The 18863-nt window shown below is 65.1% G+C and carries 21 protein-coding genes; 14 read left to right on the top strand and 7 right to left on the bottom strand.

Annotation, left to right across the window (positions count from 1 at the left end; all coding sequences use genetic code 11):
- The 3 genes from lepB to CV770_RS30780 all read right to left on the bottom strand — a co-directional run.
- Window positions 1–543, bottom strand: a 543-nt coding sequence (lepB, locus tag CV770_RS30790) for a signal peptidase I (RefSeq protein WP_104465028.1), incomplete at its 3' end; no start/stop codon positions are given.
- Window positions 540–1967, bottom strand: coding sequence for a metalloprotease TldD (tldD, locus tag CV770_RS30785; RefSeq protein ID WP_104465032.1), 1428 nt, complete (start codon window positions 1965–1967; stop codon window positions 540–542). The genes lepB and tldD, both read right to left, overlap by 4 nt.
- Before the next feature lie 300 nt (window positions 1968–2267).
- Complete coding sequence (locus tag CV770_RS30780) at window positions 2268–2771, bottom strand: invasion associated locus B family protein (protein ID WP_430649270.1); 504 nt, start codon at window positions 2769–2771, stop codon at window positions 2268–2270.
- Window positions 2772–3289: 518 nt separating this feature from the next.
- Here CV770_RS30780 and coxB point away from each other — a divergent pair.
- The 9 genes from coxB to CV770_RS30735 all read left to right on the top strand — a co-directional run bounded on the left by coxB (window position 3290) and on the right by CV770_RS30735 (window position 10384).
- A complete protein-coding gene (coxB, locus tag CV770_RS30775) occupies window positions 3290–4129 on the top strand; it encodes a cytochrome c oxidase subunit II (protein ID WP_091959988.1) in 840 nt (279 codons plus the stop codon).
- Between the two features lie 86 nt (window positions 4130–4215).
- Window positions 4216–5841: a cytochrome c oxidase subunit I gene (gene ctaD / locus CV770_RS30770; RefSeq protein ID WP_091959991.1), complete on the top strand. Its 1626-nt coding sequence runs from the start codon at window positions 4216–4218 to the stop codon at window positions 5839–5841.
- 61 nt (window positions 5842–5902) lie between these two features.
- Window positions 5903–6847, top strand: coding sequence for a heme o synthase (locus tag CV770_RS30765; protein ID WP_104465027.1), 945 nt, complete (start codon window positions 5903–5905; stop codon window positions 6845–6847).
- The gene (locus CV770_RS30760) at window positions 6844–7020 is read left to right on the top strand and encodes a cytochrome c oxidase system small membrane protein (protein ID WP_104465026.1); all 177 of its coding nucleotides are present in this window, start codon (window positions 6844–6846) and stop codon (window positions 7018–7020) included. Before CV770_RS30765 ends, CV770_RS30760 begins: the two co-directional genes overlap by 4 nt.
- A 5-nt stretch (window positions 7021–7025) precedes the next feature.
- Window positions 7026–7679: a cytochrome c oxidase assembly protein gene (locus tag CV770_RS30755; RefSeq protein WP_104465025.1), complete on the top strand. Its 654-nt coding sequence runs from the start codon at window positions 7026–7028 to the stop codon at window positions 7677–7679.
- A 78-nt stretch (window positions 7680–7757) separates the two neighbouring features.
- On the top strand, window positions 7758–8654 hold the full coding sequence (locus CV770_RS30750; RefSeq protein WP_104465024.1) for a cytochrome c oxidase subunit 3: 897 nt from the start codon (window positions 7758–7760) through the stop codon (window positions 8652–8654).
- Window positions 8655–8750: 96 nt separating this feature from the next.
- Window positions 8751–9152: a DUF983 domain-containing protein gene (locus CV770_RS30745; protein ID WP_104465023.1), complete on the top strand. Its 402-nt coding sequence runs from the start codon at window positions 8751–8753 to the stop codon at window positions 9150–9152.
- Window positions 9149–9901 (top strand): SURF1 family protein, encoded by a 753-nt coding sequence (locus CV770_RS30740; RefSeq protein WP_091960011.1) that lies wholly within the window; start codon window positions 9149–9151, stop codon window positions 9899–9901. The genes CV770_RS30745 and CV770_RS30740 overlap by 4 nt, the downstream gene beginning before the upstream one ends.
- Before the next feature lie 117 nt (window positions 9902–10018).
- Window positions 10019–10384, top strand: coding sequence for a nuclear transport factor 2 family protein (locus tag CV770_RS30735; RefSeq protein WP_104465022.1), 366 nt, complete (start codon window positions 10019–10021; stop codon window positions 10382–10384).
- A 66-nt stretch (window positions 10385–10450) separates the two neighbouring features.
- On the opposite strand, the gene CV770_RS30730 is transcribed toward CV770_RS30735, so the two are convergent.
- Window positions 10451–11797 (bottom strand): ATP-binding protein, encoded by a 1347-nt coding sequence (locus tag CV770_RS30730; protein ID WP_104465021.1) that lies wholly within the window; start codon window positions 11795–11797, stop codon window positions 10451–10453.
- Between the two features lie 86 nt (window positions 11798–11883).
- Here CV770_RS30730 and CV770_RS30725 point away from each other — a divergent pair, with 86 nt between their 5' ends.
- From CV770_RS30725 to CV770_RS30705, 5 genes are all read left to right on the top strand, one after another.
- Window positions 11884–12528, top strand: coding sequence for a response regulator transcription factor (locus CV770_RS30725; protein ID WP_104465020.1), 645 nt, complete (start codon window positions 11884–11886; stop codon window positions 12526–12528).
- A 601-nt stretch (window positions 12529–13129) separates the two neighbouring features.
- Window positions 13130–14548 (top strand): threonine synthase, encoded by a 1419-nt coding sequence (thrC, locus tag CV770_RS30720; protein WP_201760112.1) that lies wholly within the window; start codon window positions 13130–13132, stop codon window positions 14546–14548.
- Window positions 14545–15834 (top strand): M16 family metallopeptidase, encoded by a 1290-nt coding sequence (locus CV770_RS30715; protein WP_091960031.1) that lies wholly within the window; start codon window positions 14545–14547, stop codon window positions 15832–15834. Before thrC ends, CV770_RS30715 begins: the two co-directional genes overlap by 4 nt.
- A gap of 39 nt (window positions 15835–15873) precedes the next feature.
- Window positions 15874–16461: a GNAT family N-acetyltransferase gene (locus CV770_RS30710; RefSeq protein ID WP_018316343.1), complete on the top strand. Its 588-nt coding sequence runs from the start codon at window positions 15874–15876 to the stop codon at window positions 16459–16461.
- 149 nt (window positions 16462–16610) lie between these two features.
- Complete coding sequence (locus CV770_RS30705; RefSeq protein WP_091960035.1) at window positions 16611–17261, top strand: hypothetical protein; 651 nt, start codon at window positions 16611–16613, stop codon at window positions 17259–17261.
- Between the two features lie 202 nt (window positions 17262–17463).
- Here the strand turns inward: CV770_RS30705 and CV770_RS30700 are convergent, their stop codons facing one another.
- From CV770_RS30700 to CV770_RS30690, 3 genes are all read right to left on the bottom strand, one after another.
- The gene (locus tag CV770_RS30700; protein WP_091960043.1) at window positions 17464–17949 is read right to left on the bottom strand and encodes a F0F1 ATP synthase subunit B family protein; all 486 of its coding nucleotides are present in this window, start codon (window positions 17947–17949) and stop codon (window positions 17464–17466) included.
- A gap of 5 nt (window positions 17950–17954) precedes the next feature.
- Complete coding sequence (locus tag CV770_RS30695) at window positions 17955–18521, bottom strand: F0F1 ATP synthase subunit B family protein (RefSeq protein ID WP_091960047.1); 567 nt, start codon at window positions 18519–18521, stop codon at window positions 17955–17957.
- A 66-nt stretch (window positions 18522–18587) separates the two neighbouring features.
- Window positions 18588–18818 carry a F0F1 ATP synthase subunit C gene (locus CV770_RS30690; protein ID WP_007599451.1) on the bottom strand — a complete coding sequence of 77 codons (231 nt, stop codon included), beginning with the start codon at window positions 18816–18818 and terminating at the stop codon, window positions 18588–18590.
- Window positions 18819–18863: the final 45 nt, after the last annotated feature.

The raw sequence follows: 18863 nt of genomic DNA, 5'->3' as shown, positions 1-18863 counted from the left end.
GTTGTCGAGCGGACCGTTGTCGCGCATCTTGAAGATCAGGTGCGAAACGCCGTTCGGCAGCGTCTCGACATAGCGATAGGCGGGCTCGCTGCCGCCATTGTCGTCCTCGGCAGCGCCAACGCCGTCCGGCTTGAGCTCGGCGGGGCGATCGTTGATGAAGAGCTGGCCCTGCCGCATCTGGATGCGATCGCCGGGCAGACCGACGACGCGCTTGACCCAGGCCTGTGAGCGATCGCCGGGCCAGCGAAACACGACGACGTCGCCCTGCTTCGGCGTCTCCGCGAAGACGCGGCCGCTCTCGGGCAGGCTGATCTGGATCGGCAGCGACGAGGTGCCGTAGCCGTAGGGGAATTTCGAGGCGAGCAGCGCATCGCCGATCAGCAGCGTCGGCTCCATCGAGCCTGACGGCACGTAGAACGGCTCGGCAAGCGCGCCCTTGGCGATGAAGACGGCGGCGACGATGCCGGCGAGCTGAACGATCTGCCCGCCCCAGCCGCTGCTCTTCCGCTTGGGGGTGACGGTGACCTTTTCTTCCACGCTCATGCGCCCGTTCCACCCACCGTGATGCGCTCCATCAGCAGCGACGGCTGGCCGACGCCGACAGGCACGCCCTGTCCATTCTTGCCGCAGGTGCCGATGCCGGTATCGAGCGCAAGGTCGTTGCCGATCATGCGGATGCGATGCAGGTCGGTCGGCCCGTTGCCGATCAGCATGGCGCCCTTCAGCGGCGCGCCCAGCTTGCCGTTCTCGATCTTGTAGGCCTCGGTGCACTGGAAAACGTACTTGCCCGAGGTGATGTCCACCTGGCCGCCGCCGAAATTCGCAGCGAAGACGCCGTTCTTCACCGATGCGAGGATCTCGGCCGGATCGCGGTCGCCCGCGAGCATGTAGGTGTTGGTCATGCGCGGCATCGGCACGTGTGCATAGCCCTGGCGACGGCCGTTGCCGGTCGGCTTCATGTTCATCAGCCGCGCGTTCTGGCGGTCCTGCATGTAGCCGACCAGGACGCCGTCCTCGATCAGCACGGTGCGATTGGTCGGCGTGCCCTCGTCGTCGATCGACAGCGAGCCCCGGCGCGAGGCCATGGTGCCGTCGTCGACCACGGTGACGCCCTTGGCCGCGACCTGCTGGCCCATCAGGCCGGCAAATGCCGACGTCTTCTTGCGGTTGAAGTCGCCTTCCAGGCCATGGCCGACCGCTTCATGCAGCATCACGCCGGGCCAGCCGGCCCCTAACACGACGTCCATTTCGCCGGCGGGGGCGGGGATCGATTCCAGATTGACCAAGGCCTCGCGCAACGCGCCGTCGGCGGCATCGCGCCAGTTCTTGCTCTCGATGAATTCGGCATAGCCGGCGCGGCCGCCATAACCCTTGCTGCCGCTCTCCTGGCGGTCGCCCTGGCCGGCGACCACGGAAACGTTCACGCGCACGAGCGGGCGGATGTCACGATAGCTCTCGCCGTCGGGCCGCAGGATCTCGACGACCTGCCAGGTCGCGCCCAGGCTGACGCTGACCTGCCGCACCCGCGGATCCTTGTCGCGCAGGTAAGCGTCGATCTCGGCGAGCAGTTTTACTTTTGTCTCGAAGCCCGGGGCATCCAGCGGGTTGTCATCGCCGTAAAGGCGCACATTGGTATGCGCCGGCGGCGCGGCGAAGCTGCCGGAATAGCCGCCGCGCACGGCCGCGACTGCATCGGCGGCACGGATCAGCGCCGGCAGCGAGACGTCGGAGGAGTGGGCGTAGCCCACGGCATCATCCTTGACCGCGCGTAAGCCAAAACCTTGCGAGGTGTCGTAGGTCGCCTGCTTCAGCCGCCCGTTGTCGAACATCAGCGCTTCGGTCTGGCTGTACTCCAGGAACAGCTCACCGTCGTCGGCACCGGAAAGCCCGCGCGCGACCTCGTGGCGAACCTGGTCGCGGTCGAGATTGGCGCGGTCGAGCAGGGAGGTCGTGGCTGGGTTGGTCATGCGTCCGTCCATTATCGGAAGATGTGGGGCAAGATAATGGTTTCGGACCGGTTCCGCGAGGGGGCGGGGCCTCACATTACGGAAACGATAGGATGGGAGGGGACGCTCATCGAACACGTGGCCGCGAGCGATTGTGCGACCGTCACCCTGAGGCGGCCGCTTCTTCTGCGGCCCTCGAAGGGCGACGGCCCGGCTGCATCTCGGCCGTTCATCCGTCGAGGCTCAGCTTGCGATGCTTTGCTTCGCAAGCCTCGCGCCTCCAGGATGACGGGATGAGAATGTGCGACCGGAAACCTGCCCCTACGGCAGCTTGTCGTAGCCCTCGCCGAGCCCGTTCAGACTGAGCGGGAAGCCGATGCCTTCTTCCGGGGTCTCGAAGATGATGAAGGTGGCGGTCTTGGCGGTGCGGAGCTGGCCGAGCAGCTTGTCGTCCATGACGACCTCGGCGACGCAGCCATTGGGCAGGCAGCGCACGAAGCCGGCGCGGCCGACGTCCTGGTTGTCGAGCTTGAGGCCGAGACCGGAGGGCAGCAGGACCCCGAGCGGCGCGACCACGCGCATCAGGCGGCTCTTCTGGTCGGCGGTCTTGAGCACGATGACGGTCAGGCCGGCATTGGAGCGGTCTTCGGCTACCACGCTCTGGATCAGGGCGCATTGCTCGGTCTGCGCGCCCGGCGGGGTGTCGCAGCGGATCTGCCAGTCGCCATGGACGGAGCGGACTGCGCCCTGCGCATGGGCGAGGCCGGGGAGTGCCAGAAGGACGAGCGCAGCCAACAGGCTGGCCAGCGCCGGGAGGCGGGTCATCTGCCTTCTAGCCAGCCTTGCCATAGCCAGCCCTGCCATCGATTTCGAAAGCCCCATCGGGTCGGTCCCTCTGCTCGCCTGGGTCGCTCGCGCTTGGCGGACTAATCTGGCGGACTGATACGGGAATGACGGCGTCTTGAAGGCGATTCCCAAGCAAATTCCACGCCGCCTCGCGCCGCCGCCGCCCGCACGAATCAGGTTCCTGCGCGGCCATCTGCCAGTGCCTACCGCGGGCAATTCCGCTGTCAAGCGGCAGCATCCCGGCAAACGGTATTTTTGTCTGATCTTACTAGGAAATATCTTGCGGGTGATCGCTGGCAGACGGGGCTCAAGACTGCATTGCGATAGATCAAAAATTATGGTTTGAGAGGCTTGATTTCGGCGTTCTAGCGATCTGGCCCCAATTCCTCTTAGAGGTATTCTTGCGCGGCGGTTTGTCAGGCGGGCGGATCGAATAAGCGTTTCTCACAAACAGGGGAGCGCACTTGGGGTGATTTCGTAAGGGGAGCGCGAACGGCATGAGGATGTCGATGGGCCCGGTGGGCCGGCACTTGCTGGGATTGGCCGTGGCGGGTCTGACGCTGGCGACGGGCGGTGTTGCATTTGCCGAGCTCGGGCAGCCGAAGCCCTGGGAATGGACGCTTCAGGAGTCCGGCTCCCCGGTGATGGATAACATCGTCTGGTTCCACAACTTCCTGTTCGTGCTGATCACTCTGATCACGCTGTTCGTCCTGGCGCTGCTCGTGGTCGTGGTCGTCAAGTTCAACGCGCGGGCCAATCCGGTGCCGTCGCGGACCACCCACAACACGCTGATCGAGGTGGCCTGGACGCTGGTTCCGGTGCTGATCCTGGTCGGCATCTCAGTGCCCTCGTTCCGGCTGCTGTTCCTCGAGCTCGACGTGCCGAAGGCGGATATCACCATCAAGGCGACCGGCAAGCAGTGGTACTGGTCCTATGCCTATCCCGACAACGGCAAGTTCGAGTTCGATTCGCTGATGGCGCAGGACAAGCAGCCCCGCCTGCTCGGCGTCGACAACGAGATGGTGGTGCCCGTCAACAAGGTGATTCGTGTCCAGGTCACCGGCGCCGACGTCATCCACGCCTTCGCGCTGCCGGCTTTCGGCGTCAAGATCGACGCCATTCCGGGCCGGTTGAACGAAACCTGGTTCAAGGCGACCAAGACCGGCATGTTCTATGGCCAGTGCTCGGAGCTCTGCGGCAAGGACCACGCCTTCATGCCGATCGCGATTCGCGTCGTGAATGACCAGGAGTTCGCCTCCTGGGTCGAGACGGCAAAGAAGAAATTTGCGAGCGGCGGCACCAACACCTACGCCTCCGCGGCCGGCCCGACGCAGTAAGCGTCGGGTGACGGCGTGAGGGACTGAACGCGACATAAGGGCGGGACCTCCAGAGGTCCGATTGGGACGCAAGGCAGGATTTGAAAATGGCAACGAGCGCAGCGGCACACGGCGATCACGCCCAAGACCACGGACATGACGAGCATGCCCATCCGACCGGATGGCGCCGCTACGTCTATTCGACCAACCACAAGGACATCGGCACGATGTACCTGATCTTCGCGGTCATCGCCGGCGTCATCGGCGCCGCGATGTCGATCGCGATCCGTGCCGAACTGATGTACCCGGGCGTGCAGATCTTCCACGAGACGCACACCTATAACGTGTTCGTGACCTCTCACGGCCTGATCATGATCTTCTTCATGGTCATGCCCGCGATGATCGGCGGCTTCGGCAACTGGTTCGTGCCGCTGATGATCGGCGCGCCCGACATGGCGTTCCCGCGCATGAACAACATCTCGTTCTGGCTGCTGCCGGCTTCCTTCGCCCTGCTGCTGATGTCGACCTTCGTCGAGGGCGAGCCGGGTGCCAACGGCGTCGGCGCCGGTTGGACCATGTACGTGCCGCTGTCGAGCTCGGGCCATCCGGGCCCGGCCGTCGACTTCGCGATCCTGTCGCTGCATCTGGCGGGTGCCTCGTCGATCCTCGGCGCCATCAACTTCATCACCACGATCTTCAACATGCGCGCGCCGGGCATGACCCTGCACAAGATGCCGTTGTTCGTGTGGTCGATCCTGGTGACGGTGTTCCTGCTGCTGTTGTCGCTGCCGGTGCTCGCCGGTGCGATCACCATGCTGCTCACCGACCGCAACTTCCACACGACGTTCTTCAACCCCGAAGGCGGCGGCGACCCCGTGCTGTTCCAGCATCTGTTCTGGTTCTTCGGCCACCCCGAAGTGTACATCCTGATCCTGCCGGCTTTCGGCATGGTCAGCCAGATCATCTCGACCTTCTCGCGCAAACCCGTGTTCGGCTATCTCGGCATGGCCTACGCCATGGTCGCGATCGGCGGCATCGGCTTCGTGGTGTGGGCGCACCACATGTACACGGTCGGCATGTCCTCGGCGACGCAGGCCTATTTCGTCGCGGCGACCATGGTCATCGCGGTTCCGACCGGCGTGAAGATCTTCTCGTGGATCGCCACGATGTGGGGCGGCTCGATCGAATTCCGGGCCCCGATGATCTGGGCGGTGGGCTTCATCTTCCTGTTCACGGTCGGCGGCGTCACCGGCGTCGTGCTGGCGAACGCGGGCGTCGACCGCGTGCTGCAGGAGACCTACTACGTCGTCGCGCACTTCCACTACGTGTTGTCGCTGGGCGCGGTGTTCGGAATCTTCGCCGGCTGGTACTACTGGTTCCCGAAGATGTCGGGCTACATGTACAACGAGACGCTCGCGAAGGCGCACTTCTGGGTCACCTTCATCGGCGTCAATCTGGTGTTCTTCCCGCAGCACTTCCTCGGCCTGTCGGGCATGCCGCGCCGCTATGTCGACTATCCCGACGCGTTCGCGGGCTGGAACCTGGTCTCGTCGGTCGGCTCCTACATCTCCGGCTTCGGCGTGCTGATCTTCCTCTACTGTGTGCTCGACGCCTTCATGAAGAAGGTGCCGGCCGGCGACAATCCGTGGGGTGCAGGTGCGACCACACTGGAGTGGACCTTGCCCTCGCCGCCGCCCTTCCACCAGTTCGAAGTGCTGCCCCGCGTGCAGTGATCGATCTCCCGCGGCGCCCGTGACGGGCGCCGCGGCTCTATAACGAAGCGAGTTGAATTAAGTGTCCGTCCTCGACCACAACGCCATCGACATCAATCCCCGCATCTCCGAGGCGGAGGTGGGCGACTACATCGCGCTCTTGAAGCCGCGGGTGATGTCGCTGGTGATCTTCACCGCGCTGGTCGGGATGGCGATGGCGCCCGGGCATTTCCACTGGGTGCTGGCGATCACCTCGCTGCTCTGCATCGCCGTCGGCGCCGGTGCCTCCGGCGCGCTCAACATGGCGCTGGAAGGCGATATCGACTCCAAGATGTCGCGCACGGCGAACCGGCCGATTCCGCGCGGCCGCATCACCCGCCCTGAAGCCATGGCGTTCGGCCTGACGCTGTCCTTCTTCTCGGTAATGACGCTCGGCATCCTCGTCAACTGGATCGCGGGTGCGCTGCTCGCCTTCACCATCTTCTTCTACGTCGTGATCTACACGATGTGGCTGAAGCGCTGGACCGCGCAGAACATTGTGATCGGCGGCGCCGCCGGCGCGCTGCCGCCGGTGGTGGCCTGGGCTGCCGTGACCGGTACGGTCGACGTCGAGCCGTTGCTGCTGTTCGCCATCATCTTCTTCTGGACCCCGCCGCACTTCTGGGCGCTGGCGCTGTTCCGCTCCGACGATTACGCGCGCGCCGGCATTCCGATGCTGCCCAATGTCGCCGGTCCCGACGCGACGCGGCTCCAGATCCTGCTCTACACCATCGTGCTGATCGCGGTCGCCGCCGCGCCCTGGGCGCTCGGTTATTTCGATGCCGTCTACGGCATCGTCTCGCTGATCCTCGGCGCCGGCATGCTGGTGCTCGCGATCAACGTCTATCTGCGCCGTGAGCGCAGCCAGTCGCTACGCGCGACCCGCAAGCTGTTCGCCTTCTCGATCCTCTATCTGTTCGTGCTGTTCGCGACCCTGCTGGCCGAAGTCGTATTCCGGGCACTTGCTCCGCTGGTAGGGGGCGCATGATCGCAGGGATGGTCGACAAACCCGAGCCAGATGGAATCGTCCTCACCGAGGCGCAGAAGAAGAGCCGTCGTCACCGTTCGATTGCGATCGCGCTCGCGCTCGGCGTGCTCGTGGTGCTGTTCTTCGCCGTCACCATGGTCAAGGGGCCGGCAGTCCTCGTGCGGCCGATGTAGGAAACATGGATCACGAGCCGACCATATCGCAGGATGTCAGCGCCACGCCGGCCAATCGTGAGCCGACCAAGGGCCGCGGGCTGGGTCGCGACGTGGTGGTTGCTTCCATCTGCGGCGGCGTGGTCGCGCTGATGGTCGGTGCCTCCTACGCGGCGGTGCCGTTCTACAACTGGTTCTGCCGCGCCACCGGCTTCAACGGCACGACCCAGGTCGCGACCTCCGCGCCGGCCACCGGCCCGATCGCGCGGAAAATCTCGGTGCGCTTCGATTCCAACGTCGCCCCGGGCCTGCCCTGGAAGTTCGAGCCGGAGCAGAGCGAGATCGAGGTCAATATCGGCCAGGTCGTGACCGTCTTCTACACCGTGACCAACCAGGCTGCGCGCACCACTGCCGCGCAGGCTGCCTACAATGTCGCGCCGCTGACGGTCGGCTCCTATTTCCAGAAGATCAACTGCTTCTGCTTCACCGAGCAGACCATGGCGCCCGGCGAGAAGCGCGAGATGCCGGTCGTGTTCTACGTCGATCCGTCGATCGCCGACGATCACGAGAACGACGGGCTGAACACGATCACGCTGTCCTACACCTTCTATCCGGTGAAGGATCCCGTGGTGAAGCCGTTGGCATCGGGCGAAGGCGACAAGCGCAAGGGAAATCTTTGATCGCCGGGCTCACGCTCAGGCGGTTGGAAACAAGGGGATAAGTGCCTGATAGGCACGGGATTGAGGAGAGAGACCGAAATGGCTACGGCGCACACCAAGCATCACGACTATCACCTGGTCGATCCCTCGCCCTGGCCGGCCGTTGGTTCGCTCTCGGCCTTCATCATGGCGGTCGGCGCGATCACCTGGATGCATCACATGTTCGCGGCCGCGCCGATCATTTTCGGCGTCGGCACCGTGGGCGTGCTCTACACCATGGCGAGCTGGTGGGGCGACGTGATCAAGGAAGCCCAGTACAAGGGCGACCACACCCGCGTCGTGCAGCTGCATCACCGCTACGGCATGATCCTGTTCATCGCCTCGGAGGTGATGTTCTTCGTCGCCTGGTTCTGGGCCTATTTCAACGCGGCGCTGTTTCCGGCCGACGCCGTCCACGCCACCCGCGATGCCGTGTTCGGCTGCGGCCTCGGCACCCAGGCCGGCGCCTGCGCCGTCCCCGGCACTTGGCCGCCGCATGGCATCGAGACCTTCGATCCCTGGCACCTGCCGCTCCTGAACACGCTGATCCTGCTCACGTCGGGCACCACCGTGACCTGGGCGCACCATGCGCTGCTCGAGAACGACCGCCAGGGCCTGAAATACGGCCTGATCCTCACCGTCGTGCTCGGCGCGCTCTTCACCTGCGTGCAGGCCTATGAGTACAGCCACGCAGCGTTCTCGTTCGGCGGCAACGTCTATGGCGCGACCTTCTTCATGGCGACCGGTTTCCACGGCTTCCACGTGCTGGTCGGCACCATCTTCCTGCTGGTGTGCCTGTTCCGCGCCTATGCCGGCCACTTCACGCCGAAGCAGCATCTCGGTTTCGAGTTCGCCGCCTGGTACTGGCACTTCGTCGACGTGGTCTGGCTGTTCCTGTTCCTCTGCATCTACGTCTGGGGACACGGCGCCGAGACCATGGCCCACGGCGCGCACTGAGTCGCGCGAGGAGATCAGAAAGGGCGGCCGCTGGGCCGCCCTTTCGCTTTTGGGCCGCCGCAAGCTCCCGCGAAAACTGTGATAGAGTCTGCCATCATGAACGACACCGCCGGCAAGCCCGAGCCTGAAACCACCGTCCTGCAAAGCGCGCTGCGCGGGCTTGCCTGCCGATGCCCGCGCTGCGGCCAGGGCAAGCTCTATGCGGGCTTCCTGACGCTCGCACCCGCCTGCGACCGCTGCGGTCTCGACTATGCCTTCATCGATAGCGGCGACGGGCCGGCGATCTTCATCATCATGCTGGCCGGTGGGATCGTGGTAGCGGCCGCGCTCATCGTCGAGGTCAAGTACCAGCCGCCATACTGGCTGCATGCGGCGCTGTGGTTGCCGCTGATCCTGGTCACCACGCTGTTGCCGCTGCGTGCGATGAAGTCGCTGCTGATCGCGCTGCAATTCCACCACAAGGCGGCGCCGGGCCGGTTGGTCGACCGCGCGAAATGAACCAGCCTGCGCGCAAGCCTCGCGTGGCCGGCTTCGCGCTGTTCACGCTGTTCCTGACGGCCGTCTTCATCGCGCTCGGTGTCTGGCAATTGCAGCGCCGGACCGCCAAGCACGCGCTGGTCGCGGCGCTCACCGAGCGCCTTGCAGAGGCGCCCATCGCGCTGCCGCCGCCTTCGCAATGGGCTGCACTCAATCCCGCGCGCGACGAATTCCGCCGCGTCAGCTTCACCGCGACCTACGCAGCCCTGCCGGATGCGATGGTCTATTCCTCGGGCTCGGCGGTGCGCAAGGACGCCTCCGGCCCCGGCACCTGGGCGTTCCTGCCGGCGCGGCTTCCCAGCGGCGAGACGGTCGTGATCGATGCGGGCTTCGTCGAGAACACCATGCAGGATCGCAGCGTCGAGGATCGCGCGGTGAAGAAGCTCGTTACCGGGCAGCCGGTCGCGCTCACCGGTTATCTGCGCTTTCCCGAGCCGTCCGGTTGGCTGACGCCGGCGGAGAACCGCGGCAAGCGGCTCTGGTTCGTGCGCGATCATCCGGCCATCGCAAGTGCGCTCGGCTGGGGCGCGGTTGCGCCGTTCTATGTCGACCTCGAGCAACCGGTGCCCGAGAACGGCATCCCGCGCCCGGGGCCGCTCGACGTGCATCTAAAGGACGATCACCTGCAATACGCCGTCACCTGGTTCCTGCTCGCCGGCGCCGTGCTGATCGCCTTCGCCGTGTGGGCAAGAGGCCGGCGGCAGAGCTGAGCTCGACCGTAGATACCGCGAGGGAACCCGGTATCGCCCGGGGTTTATTATTCAGCGCACATTCACGAGTGTGGTTCTAAGCCGCCGGTGAGTTTCCGCGGCAGACAGGATTGCGGCGTGAGCGATTTCGACCAGATGGGAATTGTCGTCGATTGGGTGGACGCCTGCCGGAAGGGCGACCTCACGACGTTGCTCGACCTCTATGCGGACGACGCCCAGGTCGAATGCACGTGCAACGGTGCGCAGCGCTATCGCGGCCGCAGCGAGCTCGAGGCCTATTGGCAGCCGCGACTCAGTGCCTTCTCGTTGGCAGGTTTCGGGCTGGAGGAGATCCATCCCGCGCCCCATGGCGTCGATCTCGAATATTCCGTCGCCGGCGCGCTACGCATTCACGCCTCGTTTCGCTTCAGCCCCGAAGGCAAGATCCACAGCACGCTGTGCGAGCCGGCGCAACAGAACGCGCATCATGGCTGCGCCTGTTAGGGCGTGCTCCGGACCCGAAGGGCCGCGTTAGCGCAAGGTGTGCGGCGGTTTTTCGACAAGACATCCTCATCCAATGGGCTGGACAGGCGCCTCGCGTGCCGGTTTGGCCGGAAGGCGGCAGCGTACATGGGTTCGCCCATCCACGCGCAACAGTGACAGCGATCCGCTGAGCGCGCGCACGCGCTCATGCATGCCGGTCAGGCCGCGGCCGAAAACGTTGCCCTCGGGAAAGCCGCCGCCGTCGTCGGAGATCTCGACGACGAGCGCCTCGCCGGTGACGGTTGCCTGGACATGGGCGTTGCTGGCCTTGGCGTGGCGCAGCACGTTGGTCAGCGCCTCCTGGATCACCCGATAGACGGTCTGGGCCAGCGGCCCGGCGATGCCGTCGAGACCCGGATCGATCGTGTCCGTCAGGACGATGTTCGGCGCCTGCTTGCGAAAGTTCTGGAGCAGAGTCTGCACGCTGGTCGAAAGGCCAAGCTCCTGAATGTAGAGCGGCCGCAACCGATCGAGGATGCGGCGGTTGGTCTGCTGGAGCGCCTCGACCGATTGCAGCACATCCTGGGCTGACTTGCCGAGATTTCCCACCTGCGGCGAGGCGTCGACCAGCGCGATCGTGCCGGCGCGGATGCTGAACAGCAGCGGTCCGAGCTCGTCGTGCAATTCGCGGGCGAGGTCACGACGCTCGTCGTCCTGGAGCGACACCAGGCGGTGCATCAGATCGCGATTGTCCTGGCTCAATTGCACCAGCGTCGCGGCCAGTGCATTTGCTTCCGCACAGCTCTGCCGGATCTCCGGCGGCCCTCCGACCGGGATCGGCTTTGCGTAGTCGCCGCGCCGCATCCGTGTGAGGCCTTCACCGAGATGCTGCAGGGGACGCAGTGCCGATCCCGCGAAGACGTAAGCGATGATTCCGGTGAGCACGGTCAGCATGGCGACGAGGCCGGTCAGCGCCAGGAAGCCGATCCACTTCTCGAACAGGTCGGCCGACAGGTCCGGCAGGAACACGATATCGCCGACACGCCTGCCATCGATCAACACCGGGGTCGCAGCGTCCATGTCCGGCACCATGAGCAGGTTGACAAACCACTGCGGAACCCCCTGCAGGTTGTGCCGGCGGTCCTTTGGCTCCTCCGCAGCAGGGCCTTCCGCGGAACGGAACTGGATGTCCGAGGAGGTGGTCAAGGATTGGACAAAGGCGTCGAGCGTCTTCCCGGGGTCGTCCGACGCGCGCAGAGTGTTGTTGAGTGCGGTCGCGATCGTCCGGGTCGAACGTCGAGCCGGCTCGTTCTCGTCGGCGAGCTGACCGGCCGCGAAGATCTGGAGCAGCACGCCGCCCAGGATCAGCGCTGCGAGAAAGCTCGCGCCGAGCGGAAGAAACAGTTGCGTTCTGAACGAGAGTCGTTGCCACATTAGGTCAATTCTAACGCGCATCGGCGGGATTTACTCTTTCCATTTGTTCCCGCCGGTCTATGAGTCGAAAAACAAGAGAGTGCGCGATGCAAGATACCGCCAAGCCGGCGACCAGGATCCTGATTGTCGATGACCACCCCGTGGTGCTGTCCGGTTGCCGCACCCTGTTCGCTTCGGACCATTCGATCCGTATCGACGAGGCAACCGACGCCAAATCCGGCCATCGAGCCTATGTCAGCAAGCGGCCCGACGTTACCGTGATCGACATCAGCCTGCCCGATGTCTCCGGCTTCGAGCTGATGCGACGCATCCGCAAGGACGATCCCGACGCCAAGATCATCATGTTCAGCATGAACGACGATCCGGCCTTCGTGGTGCGGGCGGTCGAGCTTGGGGCGCAGGGCTATGTCTCCAAGGGCGATGATCCCAGGATCCTGCTGAAAGCGGTGCGCAAGGTGGTCGCGGGCGACAATTTCATCTCACCGCAACTCGCGGAAGCCGTGACGTTTTCCGGCGCGGCGATCAAGGCCAACCCGGCCTCGCAGATGACGCCGCGGGAGCTCGAAATTCTCCGCCTGCTCGGACGCGGCGACAAGATCGTGGAAGTCGCCGAGGCGCTCGGCATCTCCTACAAGACCGTCGCCAACACCACGTCCCTGCTCAAGCAGAAGCTAGGAGCCAAGAACCATTCCGACCTGATCAGAATCGCGGTTGAAATCGAGCTGAATTGACGGCCCGGGCACTGGCGGCCCCGGGGCACTGACGGCCCGGGCACTAGCGGCCCGGCACCGACGGCACCGAACCGGCTGCTCCAGGATGCAGCCGGTTCGGCGAGACGGATTGGTGTCGGCGTGCAGCCGGGCAATGCATGGACACCGCCGACACCCATCCGCGGACACAATGGGTCGAGGTGGCATTCGTTCCGAAGCCCCCGCAATTGCCGGGATAAAATGGCAATCCTTGGCACCGGTTCGCTGGAACACGCCCGCATAAGCTTGGGCATGTCGGGAAAAATAGGAACATCTTCCCGCGCTCGTCGTTTTCGCCCTTGACGATTTCGTGACTGACGGCGAAAGGTTGCCGGACAAGTTTCAGCGGGGGCGACGACCCCAGAGACAAACCGGTCTGCACATATCAACGACAGACCTTCCAAGAGAGGGCTGCGGCACCGCCGCAGCCCTTTTTGCTGGGCAAGGGTGCCGGCGGGAAGCGGTTTCCTGATGCCGCAAAACACTTTATGGTGGCCCAAAGCCTCTGGCTGTTAACAAGTAATTTCGTAAAATCAAAGGCTTAACGAACGGGCGCAGGCCCGGTCGGCCTTTGGAGGGCAGTTTGACTCGTTATATCTCGACCCGGGGCGAGGCCCCCGAACTCGGCTTCTGCGACGTGATGCTGACCGGGCTTGCGCGCGACGGCGGCCTGTATGTGCCGACGATCTGGCCGCAGCTCTCTGCCGAGACCATCGCCGGCTTCTTCGGCCGCCCCTATTGGGAGGTCGCGGTCGACGTGATCCGTCCCTTCGCCGGCGGCGAGATTTCGGACGCCGAGCTTGGCCGCATGGCGAACGAGGCCTACGCGACCTTCCGCCATCCGGCGGTGGTGCCGCTGCGCCAGATGTCGCCGCACCAGTTCGTGCTGGAGCTGTTCCACGGTCCGACGCTCGCCTTCAAGGACGTGGCGATGCAGCTGATCTCGCGGCTGATGGACCACGTGCTCGCCAAGCGCGGCCAGCGCACCACCATCGTGGTCGCCACCTCAGGCGACACCGGCGGCGCTGCGGTCGAAGCCTTCGCCGGCCTCGAGAACGTGGATCTCATCGTGCTGTTCCCGCACGGCCGCATCTCCGAGGTGCAGCGGCGGATGATGACGTCCACAGGCGCGGCCAATGTCCATGCGCTGGCCATCGAGGGCAATTTCGACGACTGCCAGGCGCTCGTGAAGGGGATGTTCAACAACCATCGCTTCCGCGATGCGACCTCGCTCTCCGGCGTCAATTCGATCAACTGGGCGCGCATCGTCGCCCAGGTCGTCTACTATTTCACCTCCGCCGTTGCGGTCGGCGCGCCTGCGCGCGCGGTGGACTTCGTCGTGCCGACCGGCAATTTCGGCGACATCTTCGCCGGCTACGTCGCCAAGCGGATGGGACTGCCGGTGCGGACCCTGCGCATCGCCGCCAACGTCAACGACATCCTGGCGCGCACGCTGAAGACCGGGATCTACGAGGTGCGCGAGGTGCACGCGACGGCGTCGCCGTCGATGGACATCCAGATCTCATCGAATTTCGAGCGGCTGCTGTTTGAAGCGGGCCGGCGCGATGCCGCCGGCGTGCGCCGCCTGATGGATTCGCTGAAGCAGTCGGGTCGTTTCGTGCTGCCCGATGCGACGCTGGCCGCGATCCGCGAGGAGTTCGACGCCGGGCGCGCCTACGAGACCGAGACCGCGGCTGCGATCCGCGCCGGCTGGCGCGAGGCAGGCGAGCTGGTCGATCCCCATACGGCGGTGGCGCTCGCCGTCGCCGATCGCGACACCACCGACACGAGGGTGCCGAGCATCGTGCTCTCCACCGCCCATCCGGCCAAATTCCCCGACGCTGTCGAAGCGGCCTGCGGCCAGCGGCCGCAACTGCCGGCCTGGCTCGACGGATTGATGACCAAATCCGAACACATGAAGGTGATGAAGAACGATCAGGCCGAGGTCGAGCGGTTCGTGCTGTCGGTCAGCCGCGCCGCAAAGCAGGGAGTTGCCGGATGAGCGTCGAGATTTCCAAGCTTGCCTCCGGCCTGACCGTCGTCACCGACAAGATGCCCCATCTCGAGACCGCGGCGCTCGGCGTCTGGGCCGGCGTCGGCGGACGCGACGAGAAGCCGAACGAGCACGGCATCTCGCATCTGCTCGAGCACATGGCGTTCAAGGGCACGACGAAACGCTCCTCGCGCGAGATCGTCGAGGAGATCGAGGCGGTCGGCGGCGACCTCAATGCCGGCACCTCGACCGAGACCACGTCCTATTACGCGCGGGTGCTCAAGGCCGACGTGCCGCTCGCGCTCGACGTGCTTGCCGACATCCTCGCCAATCCCGCCTTCGAGCCCGACGAGCTGGAGCGCGAGAAGAACGTCATCGTGCAGGAGATCGGTGCCGCGCAGGATACGCCCGATGACGTCGTGTTCGAGCATCTCAACGAGCTCTGCTACCCCGACCAGCCGATGGGCCGCTCGCTGCTCGGCACGGCGAAGACGCTGCGCGCCTTCAATCGCGATTCGCTGCGGGACTATCTCTCGACGCATTATCGCGGGCCCGACATGGTGGTGGCTGCGGCCGGTGCGGTCGATCACAAGCAAGTGGTCGCTGAGGTCGAGAAGCGCTTCGCAAGTTTTGAGGGGACGCCGGGTCCCAAACCGCAGGCGGCCATGTTCGGCAAGGGTGGTACCAAGGTGGTGCATCGCGAGCTGGAGCAGGCGCATCTGACGCTGGCGCTGGAAGGCGTGCCGCAGAGCGATCCGTCGCTGTTCTCGCTGCAGGTCTTCACCAACATCCTCGGCGGCGGAATGTCGTCGCGCCTGTTCCAGGAGGTGCGCGAGAAGCGCGGTCTCTGCTACTCGATCTATTCGTTCCACGCGCCCTATACCGACACCGGCTTCTTCGGCCTCTACACCGGCACCGATCCGGCCGACGCGCCGGAGATGATGGAGGTCGTGGTCGACATCATGAATGATTCGGTCGAGACGCTGACCGAGGCCGAGATCGCGCGGGCCAAGGCGCAGATGAAGGCGGGCCTGCTGATGGCGCTGGAAAGCTGCTCATCGCGCGCCGAGCAGCTGGCGCGCCACGTGCTGGCCTATGGCCGGCCGCAGACGGTCGAGGAGCTGGTGGCCCGGATCGACGCCGTCAGCGTCGAATCGACCCGGGACGCGGCGCGTGCGCTGCTGTCGCGGAGCCGGCCTGCCGTTGTCGCATTGGGCAGTGGCAGGGGTCTGGACACGGCGGTGTCTTTTGCGGAAGGATTGACGCGGGCACGTGCCAAGGCGCGGCTGCATTAGGAGCCGCGCGCGGGCTGAGCTGCCCCGGGAAGCATCACCATGGCCCTCTTTCGCCTGCCGTCCAGTGGACCCGCCGCCCTCGCGCCGCGCGGTAACGGGCTGTTACTGCGTGCGCCGCAGATGTCGGACTTTCTGCAATGGGCGCATTTGCGCGAAACCAGCCGCGATTACCTGACGCCCTGGGAGCCGATCTGGCCGTCTGACGATCTCACCCGCTCCGGCTTCCGCCGCCGCCTGCGCCGCTATTCCGAGGACATTGCCGCCGACCGTTCCTATCCCTTTCTGATCTTCCGGGAGCTCGATGGCGCCATGGTCGGCGGCATCACGCTGGCCAATGTCCGGCGCGGCATCGTGCAGGCCGGCACCATCGGCTATTGGGTCGGCCAACCCCATGCCCATCGCGGCTACATGACGGCTGCACTGCGGGTGCTCCTGCCGACGCTGTTCGGCGAGCTCAATCTGCACCGGGTCGAGGCCGCCTGCATCCCCACTAATGCGCCGTCGATCCGGGTGCTGGAGAAGTGCGGTTTCTCCCGCGAGGGCCTGGCGCGCCGCTATCTCTGCATCAACGGGGTCTGGCAGGACCATTTGCTGTTCGGCCTGCTGCATGAGGATTTCCGCGGCTGAGCGGCTCGCTTCATTGGGCCAAGTCCCCTGGTCAAGTCCCCTGGCCAAGTCCCCCTTTTTGCTGCCTTGGGTTCGCCGATTTTGGCGATATAACCCGCATGCCCCGGCCGGCGATCGGCCGGACAATTGTCATTGGAGTACGGGCTTTGATGGTGAAGCAGCTTCGGTCATCGCGGAATGTGCTGCGGCGGATGCCGGCGATCGCGCTGGCATTGTCGATGTCGTTCGCGGCGGTTTCGCCGGTGGCCGCCCAGTCCTTGACCGACCGCTTCAAGAGCCTGTTCGGCGGCAAGTCGGATGAGCCGGCCCCGCCCAAGCCCGCGCCTGCGCCTGGCCAGCCGGCGGAAGACGACCTCGATTGCCCGCAGGTGACGGTGCGCGCGGGCGCATCGACCTACGCGGTGGGGGCGGCCGGCAAGCCGGCCGTCGGCAACGAGATCCGCTTCCAGGCCTCGATCACCAAGATGGCGCGCGAATGTTCCCGCAGCAGTGTCGGCATCACGGCCCGGATCGGAATCCAGGGCCGCGTGATCGCCGGTCCCGCCGGCGCGCCCGCCACCGTCGAGGTCCCCTTGCGTGTCGCGGTGGTGCAGGGCGGCGTCGGCGAGAAAGTGATCGCCTCGAAGGCTTACCGGACCACGGTCGAGATGTCGGAAGGCGGCAGCGTGCCCTTCACCTTCATCGTCGAGGATCTGGCTTATCCGACGCCCTCGGCCGCGTCCGCCGATTCCTATGTCTTCTATGTCGGCTTCGACCCGCAGGCGCTCTCGCCCGAGCCGAAGGCGCGGAAGAAGAAGTAGGTAAGCAAGTCGTCACGAAGAACGCTGTCATGCCCCGCGCAGGCGGCGCATCCAGTACGCCGCGGCTTCTCCGTATCTCATTGCTCTCTCTGGAATACTGGATCACCCGCTTTCGCGGGTGATGACACCGTGTTTGTGGATTGCGAAAACAAAAAAGCCGGCGCTCATCGCGCCGGCTTTTTGATTGGTGAAGGAAAAACCCTCAGTTCAGCTTCTGGCGAACCTCGGTGATGCCCTTGGCGAGCAGATCGTCGGCGACCGAGCCCTTGACCGACTGCGACAGGATCGTGGAGGCGGCCTGGACGGCGGCTTCCGCGGCTGCAGCGCGGACATCGGCGAGCGCCTGGGCCTCGGCGAGCGCGATCTTGCTCTCCGCGGTCTTGGTCCGGCGGGCGACGAAGTCTTCCATCTTCGCCTTGGCGTCGGCCGCGATGCGCTCGGCTTCGGCCTTGGCGTTGGCGATGATGTCGGCAGCTTCGCGCTCGGCCGTGGCGCTGCGCGCCTTGTAGTCGGCAAGCACCTTGGCCGCTTCCTGCTTGAGGCGCGTCGCGTCGTCGAGTTCGGCCTTGATGCGGGCGGCACGATGATCCAGCGCCGTCATCGCCGACTTGAAGACCCCGAGATAGGCGAATACGACCATCAGGATCACGAAGGCGATGGCGACCCAGGTTTCAGGATCGAAGAACATCTCGACTAACCTTTCAGGGACGCATCGACCGCGGCATTGACCGACGCGGCGTCGGGAACGACGCCGGTGAGCTGCTGCACGATCTGACCTGCCGCATCGGCCGCGATGCCGCGGACGTTGCTCATGGCGGTGGCGCGGGTCGAGGCGATGGTCTTCTCCGCCCCGGCGAGCTTGGCCGCCAATTGTTCTTCCAGCGTCTTGCGCTCGGCTTCCGCCTGCGCATTCGCCTTGTCGCGGGATTCGTTGCCGATCGCCTGTGCCCGCGTGCGCGCCGAAGCGAGCTCGGTTTCATAGGCCTTCAGCGCCGCGTCGGACTGGTCCTTCAGCTTCTGCGCCTCGGCGAGGTCACCCTCGATCTTGTTCTGACGCGCCTCGATCGCACCGCCGACCTTCGGCAGAGCAAGCTTGGACACGATCACGTAAAGCAGGACGAAGAAGATCGCGAGCGACACCAGCTGTGAAGCGTAGTTGCTGCTCTCGAACGGCGGAAAACCGCCACCGTGGTGACTACCGTCAGCCCCGGTGTGAGCGCCCGCCGCCGGACCTTTTGCGCCGCCATGACTTTCAGCCACGGAGTTCTCCTGTTGCTGTCACACGCGCCGTCCCAATGGAATGGAACGGCGCGAAAAACGTCGTCCTCAGAGCGGAACGAACAGCAGCAGCAGCGCGATCAGCAGCGAGAAAATGCCGAGCGCCTCGGTCACGGCGAAGCCGAAGATCAGGTTGCCGAACTGGCCCTGAGCTGCCGAGGGGTTGCGAACGGCTGCGGCGAGGTAGTTGCCGAAGATCACGCCGACGCCGACGCCCGCGCCGCCCATGCCGATGCATGCGATGCCCGCGCCGATAAGTTTTGCTGCTGCCGGATCCATTTTAGACTCCTTGGAAGAAAGATTGGGTTGTGGGTGGAAATTCCC

This window comes from Bradyrhizobium sp. AC87j1 (assembly GCF_002936975.1).
GTDB lineage: Bacteria > Pseudomonadota > Alphaproteobacteria > Rhizobiales > Xanthobacteraceae > Bradyrhizobium > Bradyrhizobium shewense.
The sequence above is the reverse complement of the archived record's forward strand: the minus strand, read 5'-3'. Positions and strand labels throughout refer to the sequence as shown.

What these genes read in the sequence shown, in the direction of transcription:
- CV770_RS30750 (WP_104465024.1), top strand. Translation starts at nt 7,758, where the DNA reads ATGGCTACGGCGCACACCAAGCATCACGACTATCACCTGGTCGATCCC.
- ctaD (WP_091959991.1), top strand. Translation starts at nt 4,216, where the DNA reads ATGGCAACGAGCGCAGCGGCACACGGCGATCACGCCCAAGACCACGGA.
- CV770_RS30690 (WP_007599451.1), bottom strand. Translation starts at nt 18,818, where the DNA reads ATGGATCCGGCAGCAGCAAAACTTATCGGCGCGGGCATCGCATGCATC.
- CV770_RS30730 (WP_104465021.1), bottom strand. Translation starts at nt 11,797, where the DNA reads ATGTGGCAACGACTCTCGTTCAGAACGCAACTGTTTCTTCCGCTCGGC.
- CV770_RS30700 (WP_091960043.1), bottom strand. Translation starts at nt 17,949, where the DNA reads ATGTTCTTCGATCCTGAAACCTGGGTCGCCATCGCCTTCGTGATCCTG.
- CV770_RS30740 (WP_091960011.1), top strand. Translation starts at nt 9,149, where the DNA reads ATGAACCAGCCTGCGCGCAAGCCTCGCGTGGCCGGCTTCGCGCTGTTC.
- CV770_RS30705 (WP_091960035.1), top strand. Translation starts at nt 16,611, where the DNA reads ATGGTGAAGCAGCTTCGGTCATCGCGGAATGTGCTGCGGCGGATGCCG.
- CV770_RS30755 (WP_104465025.1), top strand. Translation starts at nt 7,026, where the DNA reads ATGGATCACGAGCCGACCATATCGCAGGATGTCAGCGCCACGCCGGCC.
- CV770_RS30760 (WP_104465026.1), top strand. Translation starts at nt 6,844, where the DNA reads ATGATCGCAGGGATGGTCGACAAACCCGAGCCAGATGGAATCGTCCTC.
- CV770_RS30725 (WP_104465020.1), top strand. Translation starts at nt 11,884, where the DNA reads ATGCAAGATACCGCCAAGCCGGCGACCAGGATCCTGATTGTCGATGAC.
- CV770_RS30710 (WP_018316343.1), top strand. Translation starts at nt 15,874, where the DNA reads ATGGCCCTCTTTCGCCTGCCGTCCAGTGGACCCGCCGCCCTCGCGCCG.
- CV770_RS30780 (WP_430649270.1), bottom strand. Translation starts at nt 2,771, where the DNA reads ATGACCCGCCTCCCGGCGCTGGCCAGCCTGTTGGCTGCGCTCGTCCTT.
- CV770_RS30745 (WP_104465023.1), top strand. Translation starts at nt 8,751, where the DNA reads ATGAACGACACCGCCGGCAAGCCCGAGCCTGAAACCACCGTCCTGCAA.
- coxB (WP_091959988.1), top strand. Translation starts at nt 3,290, where the DNA reads ATGAGGATGTCGATGGGCCCGGTGGGCCGGCACTTGCTGGGATTGGCC.
- tldD (WP_104465032.1), bottom strand. Translation starts at nt 1,967, where the DNA reads ATGACCAACCCAGCCACGACCTCCCTGCTCGACCGCGCCAATCTCGAC.
- CV770_RS30715 (WP_091960031.1), top strand. Translation starts at nt 14,545, where the DNA reads ATGAGCGTCGAGATTTCCAAGCTTGCCTCCGGCCTGACCGTCGTCACC.